We start from the raw sequence: 12,649 nt of genomic DNA, 5'->3' as shown, positions 1-12,649 counted from the left end.
GACCGACTCGCCCGGCCCGCCGCGGGTGTCTCGATACGATGGAGGGATGAGCTCCCGCCTTCCCGCAGCCGTCCTCTGGGACATGGACGGGACCCTCGTCGACACCGAGCCCTATTGGATGGCGGCCGAGGGGCCCCTGGTGGAGTCGTACGGCGGCACCTGGACGAAGGAGCAGGCGCTGCACATGGTCGGGCTCGGCCTCGAAGACGCGGCGCGTCTCCTTCAGGACGCCGGCGTGCGGATGGATGTCGCGGCCATCGTCCAGCATCTGACGGATGAGGTGCTGGCGTCCCTCCTGCGCGACGGTGTGCCGTTCCGGCCCGGAGCCCGTGAGCTACTGAAGGCGCTGAAGGATGCCGGCGTGAAGACCGCGCTGGTCACGATGTCGATGCGCCGCATGGCGCAGACGGTTGTCGACCTCATCGACTTCGATGCCTTCGACGTCATCGTCGCCGGCGACGACGTGACGCGGCCCAAGCCCTACCCCGACCCCTATCTGCAGGGGAGCGAGCTCCTCGGCGTCGATCCGCACCAGGTCGTCGCCATCGAGGACTCTCCCAACGGCCTCCGCGCTGCCGTCGCCTCCGGCGCCGTCACCCTCGGCGTCCCGCTCATGGTCTCGCTGACCGGCGTCGGCGCCCATGCGCTCTGGCCCACTCTCGAGGGCCGCACCGTCGGCGACCTCGCCGACCTGTACACCGACCACCGTCCCGAAGGCTCCGCATGACCGACTTCCCCCGCCCGAGCGGCCCGTTCTGCTACGGCGACCGTGTGCAGCTGACCGGCCCCAAGGGCAGGCTGCACACCATCACCCTTCGTGAGGGCGGCGAGCTGCACACGCACCGCGGCGTCCTGCGTCACGACGCCCTCGTCGGGCTGCCCGACGGGTCGGTGGTGCGGAACAGCTCCGACACCGAGTACCTCGCGCTGAGACCGCTCCTGCGCGACTTCGTGATGTCGATGCCCCGCGGCGCCGCGATCGTGTATCCGAAGGATGCCGCGCAGATCCTCGCACAGGCCGACATCTTCCCCGGTGCGACGGTGGTGGAGGCGGGCGTCGGATCGGGAGCGCTCTCGTTGTGGATGCTGCGCGCCATCGGCCCGCAGGGACGGCTGGTCTCCTTCGAGCGACGCGAGGAGTTCGCCGAGGTCGCACGCGCCAATGCGACGACCTTCCTCGGTGCGCTCCCGGAGAACTGGGAGATCGTCCTGGGGGATCTGAGCGACGCACTGCCCGCCGCGTTCGCTGCCGGCACGGCCGACCGCGTCGTCCTCGACATGCTCGCGCCGTGGGAGTGCATCCCCGCGGTGGCCGACGCCCTCGTCCCCGGTGGCGTGGTGCTCTGCTACGTCGCCACGGCCACGCAGCTCAGCCGGGTCGCCGAGTTCATCCGGGGGACCGGCCTGTTCACCGAGCCGGAATCGAGCGAGACGATGGTCCGCGGCTGGCACGTGGACGGTCTCGCCGTCCGCCCGGACCACCGCATGGTCGCGCACACCGGGTTCCTGCTGACCGCACGGCGTCTGGCCCCGGGCGCCGTTCCGCCGGATGTGCGTCGGCGCGCCGTGCGAAAGACGGCGTATGGGGACGAAGACGTCGAGGTGTGGACGCCGGGGGCCGTGGGCGACCGGCAGATCACCGACAAGAACCTGCGCAAGCGGGTCCGAGACGCCGAGCGGGCGGCCGACGGCGCACGTCGGGCGGCAGCGGACAGGCGCGCTGCGGACGAGACGCCGAACGAGACCGCCTAGACTGTTCCGGTGCGCAAGTTCCCCGCTGCCCTCGCCGTCCTGTCCCTGACGGCCGTCGCTCTCGTCGGCTGTGCGTCCAGCAACGACCCCGCGGCCTCGTGCCCGCGGGTGACGGATGCCGGTTCATCGACGATGGACCTCATCTCGGTGACGGGCTCCGCGGACTCCGCGCCGAAGGTGGACGTCGACACGCCGCTGCACGCCGAGAAGACGCAGTTCGCGGACGTCATCGCCGGCACCGGCTCGGTGCCGATCACGAGCGACGCGCAGATGATCGTCCTCGATGTCGCGCTCGTCAGCGCGACCACGGGCAAGACCATCGTGACGACCGCCTACGACGGCGACCAGAGCACGGTCTACCCGGTCTCGCAGTGGGTGCAGTCATTCCCGGGCTTCGAGGATGCGCTGCACTGCGCGACGGCCGGCACCCGGACAGCGGTCGCGATCGCTCCGGGCGGCATCCCCGAGGCGTCGCTGTCGAGCCTCGGCATGAGCTCGACTGATTCGCTCGTGGCCGTGCTCGATGTGCGCAAGGTGTATCTGGCGGCGGCGAACGGACGCAGCGTGTACAACGGCGGTTTCGGGATGCCCGCGGTCGTACGCGCTCCCGGCGGCCGTCCGGGTGTCATCGTGCCCGACAGCAGTGCTCCGAAGGACCTGAGGATCCAGCTGCTCAAGCGCGGTGACGGTGAGAAGGTGTCGGCGGATCGTCCGGTGCTGCTGCAGTACACGATCGTCAACTGGTCCGACAAGTCCGTGGCCTCCACCACATGGGATTCGCAGGCGGAGTTCGTGACGCTGTCGACGAAGTCGAAGGGCTTCCAGAAGGCGGTCGAGGGCCAGACGGTCGGCTCTCAGGTGCTCGCCGTGATCCCGCCGGCCGACGGCGAGTCCGGAGCGAAGGACACCCAGATCGCCGTCATCGACATCCTGGGGATCGGGCCCGACACGAGCACGAGCACCCAGTAGCCGCGCCTGCGGGCATCGCACCCCGCACGACCCTAGGATGGGTGGGTGCCCGCCGATGACCTGTCTGCGTCCACCGCTGCGCGCAATGCGCCGGAGGAGCGCCTGCTGAACCTCGTGGTGGCCCTGATGGCCACCGATCAGGGGCTGACCAAGGACACGATCCTGGGGTCCGTCTCCGGTTACCGCGAACAGGGCGAATCGGGAGCGTCGAAAGACGCCCTGGAGAAGATGTTCGAGCGCGACAAGGAGAGGCTGCGCGCGCTCGGTGTGCCGATCGAGACGATTGGCGACCGCCTGGAGCCCGACGACCTGCGACAGGCCCGATACCGGGTGCCGACGAGCGAGTACGCGCTCCCCGAGGAGATCACCTTCACTCCGGAGGAGATCGCGGTGCTGAACCTGGCGGCCGGCGTCTGGGGCGAGGCATCGCTGTCGGCCGATGCCCGCAGCGGTCTGCGCAAGATCGGGTCGCTGGGCATCACCGTCGACGAGCCCATCATCGGGTATTCGCCGCGCATCAGCCTGCATGAGGGCTCCTTCGCACCTCTGCAGCGGGCGATCGAGCAGTGCCGCGTGGCGACGTTCCCGTATCTCAAGCCCGGCGACGAGACCCCGCGCACACGCCGCATCCGACCGCTGGCACTGGCGGAGTACGAGGGTCGCTGGCATGTGTACGGCATCGACACCGAGATCGAGCAGGAGCGGACATTCCTTCTCTCCCGCATCGTCGGCGCGGTGAAGGTGACCCGCGAGTCCTTCGACGCGGGCCTGCGCGAGGGCGCGGGGGAGCGTGCACTGCAGGGTCTCGAAGATCTCGCCCGCCGCCAGACCGCGCTGCTGGAGGTGCACCCCGGCACCGAGGCGGCGCTGCGGCTGCACCGGCGCGGGGTGCCCGCGCTGCAGGGCATCCGCGTCCCGTTCGTGGATGTGCACATCTTCGCCGACGAGCTGGCTTCCTATGGACCCGAGGTGCGCGTCGTCGATCCGCCGGCACTGCGCGATGAGGTGCGGCGCCGGCTGCGCGCCGCGCTCGACATGAACGGAGCGGCACGATGACCCCCGGCGCACGCCCGGTCCTTGCGACGGAGCGCGCGGCGCTCATGCTTCAGCTGGTGCCCTACCTCATCAGCAAGGGTGAGGTCACGGTCGCCGAGGCGGCCGCCGACTTCGACGTGTCTGAGACGCAGATGCGGGCGATGGTCGAGAAGCTCACCGTCATCGGAAGGCCCGGTGACGCCGGCTACTGGCAGATGGCCAACGACCTCTTCGACATCGACTGGGACCTGCTCGACGAGCACGACCGCATCTCGCTGACCAACGCGGTCGGGCTGGAGCACGCACCACGGCTGACGGCGCGGGAGGCGGCGGCCCTGCTGGCGGGGCTGCAGCTGGCGCGCTCTCTGCCCGGCGTGGGCGAGAGCGGGGTCATCGCGGGACTCCTCGCGAAGCTCGCGCGCGGGGCGTCGAGCGCTCCCGCCGATCTCATCGTCGCTCCCGAGCCGGTGGACGACGTCCGCGGCAGCGTCGATGAGGCCCTGCGCCGCGGGGTGGCCGTGTCGTTCACCTACAAGGCGCCCGACGCACCGGCCACAACGCGCACGGTCGACCCCGTGAAGGTCCATATCGCCGACGGCCAGTGGTACCTGCAGGGCTGGTGCCATCTGCGGCAGGCGATGCGCACCTTCCACCTCGATCGGGTCAGCGACCTCGCGCTCACCGACATCGCGATCACCCATGGCGAGGAGCAGCCACCGGCGCTCTTCGACATGGGCGAGACCGGCAACATCGTGCGCATCCGGTTCCCCGACGCGGTGGCGCCGCTGCTGCGCGGCTACCTCGATCGCGCGCAGGAGACGATCGCGCACGGCGACCTGACGGTGGCTGCGATCCGCGTCGCCGACCCCACGAGCCTGAAGCGACTGGCGGCCGGACGTGGCGGGGAAGTGGAGATCCTGGAGCCGGGCGGCGCCCGTGAGGCCGCGGCCGACTGGGCGCGGGCGGGACTCGAGCAGTACACCGATACCGGTGTTCCCGAGCGCGGCGGAGAAGACGCTCCCGCGCCAGAGGGTTAGACTGAACCGACGGCGCACGACAAGGAGACATCATGGGCGCATTCGGGTGGCCGCACCTGCTGATCATCCTCGCGGTGATCCTGCTGCTGTTCGGCGCTGCGAAGCTGCCGGCATTGGCCAAGAGTCTCGGTCAGTCGGCCCGCGTGTTCAAGGGCGAGATGAAGGCGATGAAGGAGGACGACACGTCGTCCGCCACGCCGAGCGAGCCGAAGACGGATTCGCCGTCCGATGCTCCCGCCTCACACACCGCGGGTGACACCAAACCGTAGCCGGACGTGACCCAGACAGGACCACCGCAGGTCGAGGAGCCTGAACAGCCCTCACACGACAAGCGGATGTCGCTTGGGCAGCATCTGCGTGAGCTGCGCAAGCGGCTGTTCATCGCCGCCGGCGGCCTGGTCGCCGGGATGATCATCGCGTTCATCATCAGTCAGCCGGTGATCGCACTGCTCACCGAGCCGATCGCCAAGATCGCGGCGACCAACGGTGACAACTACACGGCACTGAACTTCAACACGGTCGCGAGCGGGTTCGATCTGCGCATGCGCATCGCGTTCTCGATCGGGCTGATCATCTCCGCGCCCGTGTGGCTGTGGCAGCTCTGGGCCTTCATCATGCCCGGCCTCACCCGCAAGGAGATCCGCTACACCATCGGGTTCCTGTCAGCGGCGATCCCGCTGTTCGTCGGCGGGCTGTTCGTGGGCTGGCTGATCATGCCGCACATGGTCGAGATCATGGCGATGTTCGTTCCGAGCGGCAAGGGCGTGGCGCAGTTCTACGACTACTCCACGTATTACGACTTCGTCTTCAAGCTGCTGCTGGTCGTGGGGATCTCCTTCATCACCCCGGTGTTCCTCGTCGCACTCAACCTGGCCGGCATCATGACGGGACGGGCCATCCTCAAGGGATGGCGGGTGGCGATCATCGTGATCGTCGTCTTCGCTGCCGCTGCGACGCCGGCCGCAGACGTCACGTCGATGCTGCTGCTGGCGGGCATCCTCTGCGTGCTGTACTTCGCGGCCGCGCTGCTGTCGATGCTCTTCGACCGACGCAAGGCCAAGCGCGCAGCGGTGCAGCAGTGACCGAGCCGAGCCCCGCGGAGCGCTACGCGAGCGCACGGGCCGACCGCCGGCATCCGCTGACCTCCGACTTCGCCGCGCGGCAGCGTTTCGATCTCGACGACTTCCAGGTCGCGGCCTGCCATGCGCTCGAAGAGGGCAGCGGGGTGCTGGTCGCCGCTCCCACCGGTGCGGGCAAGACCATCGTGGGAGAGTTCGCGGTCGACCTGGCGATGCGCGAACCCGGTCGCAAGGCGTTCTACACGACACCGATCAAGGCGCTGTCGAACCAGAAGTTCCGCGAGCTCGTCGACGTGTACGGGCCCGACGACGTCGGCCTGCTCACCGGCGACGTGAGCATCAACGGTGACGCGCGGGTCGTGGTGATGACCACCGAGGTGCTGCGCAACATGCTGTACGCCGACTCGGGCGCGCTGCGCGGGCTCATGTTCGTCGTGATGGATGAAGTCCACTACCTCGCCGATCGGTTCCGCGGCGCGGTGTGGGAAGAGGTCATCATCCATCTGCCGCGCAGCGTCCGCCTCGTCTGCCTGTCGGCGACGGTCTCGAACGCCGAGGAGTTCGGCGACTGGCTCGACACGGTCCGCGGCGACACCGAGGTCGTCGTGTCGGAGACCCGGCCCGTCCCGCTCGAGCAGCACGTCCTCGTGCGCGGCGACCTGCTGCCCCTGTTCGACGACCGTGCGGGGGTGGCGACCGCCCAGGTCAATCAGGAGCTCATGCGCATCCGCTCGTTCAAGGGCTCGAACTACGAGAACAACCGCCGCGCGCAGTCGTTCCGCAGCAGCGGCGGCTATGAGGCGAGCCACCGCCGGCCGTCACGCGGCGGGCGGCGCCCGGTCCGCTCCGCGAACGTGCACCGCATCGAGCGGATGGACCGCCCTGAGGTCGTGCGGCTGCTGGATCGCGACCGGCTGCTGCCGGCGATCTTCTTCATCTTCAGCCGTGTGGGCTGCGAGGCGGCCGTCCAGCAGGTGCGCCGCGCCGGCGTGCGTCTGACCTCCCGCGAGGAGCGTGACGAGATCCGCGCGCTCGTGGACGAGCGCACACGCACACTGGCGGACGAAGATCTCGGGGTCCTCGGCTTCTGGGAGTGGAAGGACAACCTCGAGCGCGGTGTCGCCGCTCACCATGCGGGGCTTCTGCCCGTGTTCAAAGAGGTCGTCGAAGAGCTGTTCCAGCGCAAGCTCGTCAAGGCGGTGTTCGCGACCGAGACGCTCGCGCTCGGGATCAACATGCCCGCCCGCACGGTCGTGCTCGAGAAGCTCGAGAAGTTCAACGGCGAGGCCCGCGTCGCGATCACCTCGGGGGAGTACACGCAGCTCACCGGACGTGCGGGCCGTCGCGGCATCGACGTCGAGGGGCACGCGGTCATCCAGTGGACCGAGGGCATGGACCCGCAGTCGGTCGCAGCCCTCGCGTCGCGGCGTACCTACCCGCTGAACTCCAGCTTCCGGCCGACGTACAACATGGCAGTGAACCTCATCGACCAGTTCGGTCGCTCGCGGGCGCGGGAGATCCTGGAGAGCTCGTTCGCGCAGTTCCAGGCCGACCGCGCCGTCGTGGGGCTGGCGCGGCGCGTCCGCGAGCAGGAGGAGTCGCTGGCCGGCTACGTCACGCCGATGACGTGCGACCGCGGCGACTTCGTGGGGTACTCGGGCATCCGCCGGCAGCTCAGCGACCTGGAGAAGCTGAACCGCAAGGACGGCTCGGCCACGCACGCGGCACGGCAGAAGCGGCAGCGCGAGATCCAGGCGCTGCGGCGGCGCATGCAGCGGCATCCCTGCCATTCCTGCCCCGATCGCGAGAGCCACGCGCGATGGGCCGAACGGTATTGGAAGCTCAAGCGCTCCACCGACAAGCTCCGCCGGCAGATCGAGACCCGCACCGGAACGGTCGCGCGCCAGTTCGATCGTGTGGTCGACGTGCTCGCCGCGCTCGACTACGTCACCGTCGGCGCCGACGGCACGACCGCACTCACGCCGGCCGCACACACGCTGCGCCGCATCTACGGGGAGCGGGATCTGCTGGTGTCCGAGGCCCTCCGGACCGGCATCTGGAAAGAACTGGATGCCGCGAGCCTGGCCGCACTCGTCTGCAGCCTCGTCTACGAGCCGCGGCGTGATGAGGCGTCGGCGGGGGAGCGGGCGCTGCCCCGCGGACCGTTCCGCACCGCGCTGGGCGCCACGCAGCGGCTGTGGGCACAACTCGACGACGTCGAGCACGACCACCAGCTGCCCGGGACCTCCGAGGTGTCCGCCGGTCTTGCCCAGGCCATGCACGGCTGGGCGCGGGGCGTGCCGCTGGAGCGGGTGCTGGCCGACGCCGACATGGCGGCCGGCGACTTCGTACGCTGGGCGAAGCAGACGATCGACCTGCTTGACCAGCTCACGCTCATCGGCGACCGCAAGGTCGCCGGCGTCGCGCGCACCGCGCTGGAGGCGGTGCGGCACGGGATCGTCGCGTATTCGTCGGTCTGATCGGTGACCTACCCTGGAAGGGTGCCCGATGCCCGCGCTCTCCCGCGCCCTGTTCTGCCCCTCGGCATCGCCACGTTCGCGGCCGTCGTCGCCGGTGCGCTGCTGACGACGGCCTTTCCCGCACTCAGCTGGTGGCCGATGGCGTTCGTCGCCGTCGCGCTCGCGCTGCTGACGCTGATCGGCCGCCGGGCGTGGGCCGCCTTCCTCGTCGGCTTCGCGTTCGGCATCGCCTTCTTCCTCATCAACGTGTCGTTCACCGGCCGGTACCTGGGCCCCGTTCCCTGGGTGGCACTGTCGGTCCTCGAGGCTCTGCTGACGGCGGCCGCCTCCGTGACGATCGCCTGGGCGTACCGGTGGATGCCGCGGCTGCTGCCGGCGCGGTGGGCGCGCGTGACGCTGCTGCCCGCACTCGTGGCGGGTCTCTGGACCATGCGAGAGCTGCTGCTGGGCACATTCCCCTACGGCGGCTTCCCCTGGGGACGGATCGGGATCACGCAGGTGAACGCTCCGCTCGCACAGGCGGCATCGTGGGTGGGCGTCAACGGCGTGACGTTCCTCGTGGTGTTCGTCTGCGCGGCCGTCATCGAATACGCTCGCATCCGCCGCTGGCGAGACGTGCGTCTCCTGATCGCTCCTGCGCTCGTCGCGATCGTGACCGTGGCGATCCCGCAGTTTCCGACGACCCCGGCCGGCACGCTGCGCGTGGGCGCGGTGCAGGGCAACGGGCCGACGGGGTACTTCGACCGGCGCGGTCCGAACGACGTCCTCCAGGCGCAGCTCGATGCGACGGCACCGCTGCTGGGCGAGCACCTCGATGTGCTGCTGTGGCCGGAGGGCAGCATGGATACCGACCCGACGCAGAACGCCACCACCGCCGCCGTTCTGGACGGCCTCTCGAGCGAGCTCGACGCCCCGCTCATCGTCGCGGCGGTCACCCAGCGGGGAGAGGAGTACTTCAACTCGTCGCTGCTGTGGAAGGCGGGCGCGCAGAACCCGGTGCAGACCTATGACAAGCGGCATCCCGTCCCCTTCGGCGAATACGTGCCCGATCGGTGGCTCTACCACTTCTTCGCGCCGGATCTCATCGACCTCATCCAGCGCGAGTACACACCCGGCACCAGCGCGCCGGTGTTCGACCTGGGCGACGTGAAGGTGGGACTGGCGATCTGCTTCGACGTGATCTACGACGACGTGATCACCGACGGCGCGAAGGGGGGAGCCGAGGTATTCATGTTCCAGACGAACAACGCCGACTTCCGCGGCACCGATGAGAATCTGCAGCAGCTCGCGTTCGCCCGTATGCGCGCCATCGAGACGGGCCGCTCGGTCGTGAACATCTCGACGGTCGGCACGAGTCAGATGATCGCCCCCGACGGATCGGAGATCGCCGGTCTGAAGGCAGACACGGCGGGGCACATGCTCGACGACGTGCCGCTAAGAACCGGTCTCACACCCGCCGTCGTGATCGGGCCGACGCTCGCGCTCGTTCTGGGTTGGGGGAGTCTTCTCGCGCTCGTGCTGTGCGGCGCGCTCGTTCTGCGGAACGGCCGGAAGACGAAGGATGCCGGCCCCGACGGGACCGGCATCCGAGAGAAGAACTGATCAGGCGCTGAGCTTGGACGGGCTGCCTTCGCCGCGGCGGGCGCGCACGTAAGCCAGACGCTCTTCGAGGAGCTCCTCGAGCTCGGGGATCGTGCGGCGTTCCAGGAGCATGTCCCAGTGCGTGCGCGCGACCTTGTCGTCGCTGTGGTCGACCGTGACGGTGCTCTCGCCGACGCGGAGCACGGCCTCTTCGCCGCAGGTGCGGCATTCCCACGTGTCGGGGAACTCGGCATCGGCCGCGAACGTCAGCGTCGTCTCACGTTCGCAGACGGTGCACACGTACGTCTTCTGCACGCGGTCATGGAATACGACGCCCTCTTCGCTCTGTAGGCTCTGGGCGCCGAGTCGGATGCCGCGCAAGCTGCGGTCTGCCATTGTGTGGTCCTCTCGTCGCTACTCAGGTATAACGTGACGACCTGTGCGGATCATCCGAGAGAGCCCAGCCGCACCTGCTATTCACAGAGGAATCCCAGCGCGTCACGCGTGGAGCGTCGCCAGAGCCACGTCGGCGCGGTCGGTGACGATGCCGTCGACGCCCAGCGCCACCAGGCGCCGCATGTCGCCGGGGTCGTTCACCGTCCACACGTGCACCTCGACTCCGTTCCGGTGCGCCGCCTCGACGAACCGACGGGTCACGATCTTCACGGGTCCCTCACTCTCCGGCACCTGCAACGCGTCCACTCCGGTCAGCGTCCGCCGGAGTGCAGGCCGCAGGCCGGTGCGCACGGCCGCGAGGGCGCGGATGATGGTGGCACGCCCGCCGGATGTCGCGGGCACCCGACCTCGGGACGCAGCCGCAGCCAGGGCCGCGCTGCGTCTGCGATCGGAGAAGCTCGTGAGGAGCACCCTGTCTCCGAAGCGCCCGATGATCTCGCCCGCGGGGCGGGCCGCGGCATCCGCTTTCACATCGATGTTGAAGCGCAGTGCGGGGAAGGCGTCGAGCGCCTGCGCGAGGGTGATCAGCCCGCCGCGATCGCCCATCAGGTCCTCGAGCTCTCGCAGGGTCACCTCGGCAAGTGCGCGCGGATCGCCGGCGACGCGCTGCAGGTCGCTGTCATGGAAGAGCACGACCTGTCCGTCGGCGGTGAGGTGGCAATCCGACTCGACGTAGGTGACGCCCGCCGCGTGTGCGGCGGCGACGGCGGCGAACGAGTTCTCGACCATGCCGTCGGCGGCGTCTTCCGGGGTCACCAGTCCGCGGTGTGCGAGCACGCGTGGCGTGCCCGCACCCTCGAACCACGGGTGGGTCACGGCGTGGGCGGCGTCAGCGGTGTCCCGTGCGTACTCTCGGCTGCGCGGGCGGCCTCGGCCGCCTCGGCGATCTTGCCGCCGAAGGCACCGGTGAGGCCCTTCATCGCGTCCGTGAACTCGCTCGGGATGATCCAGAGCTTGCTCGAGGCGCTGTCGGCGATCTTGGGGAGGGTGAGGAGGTACTGGTAGGCGAGGAGCTTGTCGTCGGGGTTGCCCTTGTGGATCGAGTCGAAGACCGCCTGGATCGCCTGGGCCTCGCCCTCGGCGCGCAGCACCTGTGCCTGCTTGTCACCCTCCGCGGTGAGGATCGCTGCCTGGCGCGCGCCCTCCGCTTTGAGGATCTCGGACTGCTTCGTGCCCTCGGCGGTCAGGATCGCCGCACGGCGGTCACGTTCCGCGCGCATCTGCTTCTCCATGGAGTCCTGGATCGACAGCGGCGGGTCGATGGCCTTGAGCTCCACGCGGGCCACGCGGATTCCCCACTTGCCGGTGGCCTCGTCGAGGACCGCGCGCAGCCGCTGGTTGATCTCGTCGCGGCTTGTGAGCGCCTCTTCGAGGTTCAGCCCGCCGACGACGTTGCGGAGGGTGGTGATGGTCAGCTGTTCGACGGCGCTGAGGTAGTTCGCGATCTCATACGTCGCGGCCCGGGCATCGTTGACCTGGAAGTAGACCACGGTGTCGATCGAGACGGTCAGGTTGTCTTCGGTGATCACCGGCTGAGGCGGGAACGTCACCACCTGCTCGCGCATGTCCAGGAGCGGGCGAAGCCGGTCGATGAACGGGACGAGGATGTTCAGGCCCGGCGTCAGCGTCTTGTGATAGCGACCGAGTCGCTCGACGACACCGGCGGTCGACTGCGGGATGATCCTGATGGCGCGCACGATCGCTGTGATCACGAAGATCGCGACGGCGATCGCGAGCACCCACCCGATGATGGTGGGGATGTACTGAGCGGGTGTCATGCCTGCTCCTCCTGTGGGAAGTCGGCGTCGGGGTGCACATAGGCCGTCGCGCCTTCGATGCGGGCGACGCGCACATGGGTGTCGGGTGGGAAGGATGCCGCATCATCGGCGGTCCGTGCGGTCCACGTCTCGCCGTTGTCGAGTTTGACGAGGCCGCCCAGACGCGTCACCGTCGACAGCACGAGCCCCGGCATGCCGATGAGTGCGGCGACGTTGGACGGCGTGGGGTCTTCGCCGCGGCGCAGGCGATGCAGCAGCGGCGGCCGCACGAGGAAGATCAGGAGTACGGCGGCGAGAGCGGCGATGAGAACCTGAAGCCAGAGCTCGGCGCCGAACAGATCGGCGATGAGTCCGGCGAGGCTGCCGATGCCCAGCATGAGGAAGGTGAAATCGAGGGTGAGCATCTCGATCACGAGGAAGATCGCGATCAGTGCGATCCACGCGATCCAGGCGAACTGTTCGATCCCTGTGATGACGTCCAC

13 protein-coding genes are annotated in these 12,649 nt (G+C 69.2%); 9 read left to right on the top strand and 4 right to left on the bottom strand.

The features are described from left to right. Positions 1-46: 46 nt before the first annotated feature. From ABMQ42_RS13575 to lnt, 9 genes are all read left to right on the top strand, one after another. On the top strand, positions 47-727 hold the full coding sequence (locus ABMQ42_RS13575) for an HAD family hydrolase (RefSeq protein WP_349723521.1): 681 nt from the start codon (positions 47-49) through the stop codon (positions 725-727). Beyond that, on the top strand, positions 724-1,752 hold the full coding sequence (locus tag ABMQ42_RS13570; protein WP_349723520.1) for a tRNA (adenine-N1)-methyltransferase: 1,029 nt from the start codon (positions 724-726) through the stop codon (positions 1,750-1,752). The genes ABMQ42_RS13575 and ABMQ42_RS13570 overlap by 4 nt, the downstream gene beginning before the upstream one ends. 9 nt (positions 1,753-1,761) lie before the next feature. Beyond that, entirely contained in the window at positions 1,762-2,721 is a 960-nt protein-coding gene (locus tag ABMQ42_RS13565; RefSeq protein WP_349723519.1) for an FKBP-type peptidyl-prolyl cis-trans isomerase, read from the top strand. Between the two features lie 126 nt (positions 2,722-2,847). Then, positions 2,848-3,777: a helix-turn-helix transcriptional regulator gene (locus ABMQ42_RS13560; RefSeq protein WP_502884713.1), complete on the top strand. Its 930-nt coding sequence runs from the start codon at positions 2,848-2,850 to the stop codon at positions 3,775-3,777. Next, positions 3,774-4,793 (top strand): helix-turn-helix transcriptional regulator, encoded by a 1,020-nt coding sequence (locus ABMQ42_RS13555; protein WP_349723518.1) that lies wholly within the window; start codon positions 3,774-3,776, stop codon positions 4,791-4,793. Before ABMQ42_RS13560 ends, ABMQ42_RS13555 begins: the two co-directional genes overlap by 4 nt. A gap of 32 nt (positions 4,794-4,825) precedes the next feature. After that, positions 4,826-5,062, top strand: a complete 237-nt coding sequence (tatA, locus tag ABMQ42_RS13550) for a Sec-independent protein translocase subunit TatA (protein ID WP_349723517.1) — start codon at positions 4,826-4,828, stop codon at positions 5,060-5,062. 66 nt (positions 5,063-5,128) lie between these two features. Further along, a complete protein-coding gene (gene tatC, locus ABMQ42_RS13545; protein WP_349723651.1) occupies positions 5,129-5,875 on the top strand; it encodes a twin-arginine translocase subunit TatC in 747 nt (248 codons plus the stop codon). Then, entirely contained in the window at positions 5,872-8,352 is a 2,481-nt protein-coding gene (locus tag ABMQ42_RS13540; protein ID WP_349723516.1) for a DEAD/DEAH box helicase, read from the top strand. Before tatC ends, ABMQ42_RS13540 begins: the two co-directional genes overlap by 4 nt. A gap of 21 nt (positions 8,353-8,373) precedes the next feature. Continuing rightward, positions 8,374-9,954 (top strand): apolipoprotein N-acyltransferase, encoded by a 1,581-nt coding sequence (gene lnt, locus ABMQ42_RS13535; protein ID WP_349723515.1) that lies wholly within the window; start codon positions 8,374-8,376, stop codon positions 9,952-9,954. Here lnt and ABMQ42_RS13530 read toward each other — a convergent pair whose 3' ends face one another. From ABMQ42_RS13530 to ABMQ42_RS13515, 4 genes are all read right to left on the bottom strand, one after another. Beyond that, entirely contained in the window at positions 9,955-10,329 is a 375-nt protein-coding gene (locus ABMQ42_RS13530; protein WP_349723514.1) for an RNA polymerase-binding protein RbpA, read from the bottom strand. A gap of 102 nt (positions 10,330-10,431) precedes the next feature. Further along, a complete protein-coding gene (locus tag ABMQ42_RS13525) occupies positions 10,432-11,205 on the bottom strand; it encodes a glycerophosphodiester phosphodiesterase family protein (protein ID WP_349723513.1) in 774 nt (257 codons plus the stop codon). Further along, positions 11,202-12,167, bottom strand: coding sequence for an SPFH domain-containing protein (locus ABMQ42_RS13520; RefSeq protein ID WP_349723512.1), 966 nt, complete (start codon positions 12,165-12,167; stop codon positions 11,202-11,204). Before ABMQ42_RS13520 ends, ABMQ42_RS13525 begins: the two co-directional genes overlap by 4 nt. Next, positions 12,164-12,649 carry an NfeD family protein gene (locus tag ABMQ42_RS13515; protein ID WP_349723511.1) on the bottom strand — a complete coding sequence of 162 codons (486 nt, stop codon included), beginning with the start codon at positions 12,647-12,649 and terminating at the stop codon, positions 12,164-12,166. Before ABMQ42_RS13515 ends, ABMQ42_RS13520 begins: the two co-directional genes overlap by 4 nt.

This window comes from Microbacterium sp. KR10-403 (assembly GCF_040196215.1).
Classification (GTDB): domain Bacteria; phylum Actinomycetota; class Actinomycetes; order Actinomycetales; family Microbacteriaceae; genus Microbacterium.
Note: the sequence above shows the minus strand (reverse complement) of the source record. Positions and strands in the feature narration are given on the sequence as shown.

Coding starts and splice junctions, on each gene's coding strand:
- ABMQ42_RS13575 (WP_349723521.1), top strand. CDS start 47: ATGAGCTCCCGCCTTCCCGCAGCCGTCCTCTGGGACATGGACGGGACC.
- ABMQ42_RS13570 (WP_349723520.1), top strand. CDS start 724: ATGACCGACTTCCCCCGCCCGAGCGGCCCGTTCTGCTACGGCGACCGT.
- ABMQ42_RS13560 (WP_502884713.1), top strand. CDS start 2,848: ATGGCCACCGATCAGGGGCTGACCAAGGACACGATCCTGGGGTCCGTC.
- ABMQ42_RS13555 (WP_349723518.1), top strand. CDS start 3,774: ATGACCCCCGGCGCACGCCCGGTCCTTGCGACGGAGCGCGCGGCGCTC.
- tatA (WP_349723517.1), top strand. CDS start 4,826: ATGGGCGCATTCGGGTGGCCGCACCTGCTGATCATCCTCGCGGTGATC.
- tatC (WP_349723651.1), top strand. CDS start 5,129: ATGTCGCTTGGGCAGCATCTGCGTGAGCTGCGCAAGCGGCTGTTCATC.
- ABMQ42_RS13530 (WP_349723514.1), bottom strand. CDS start 10,329: ATGGCAGACCGCAGCTTGCGCGGCATCCGACTCGGCGCCCAGAGCCTA.
- ABMQ42_RS13520 (WP_349723512.1), bottom strand. CDS start 12,167: ATGACACCCGCTCAGTACATCCCCACCATCATCGGGTGGGTGCTCGCG.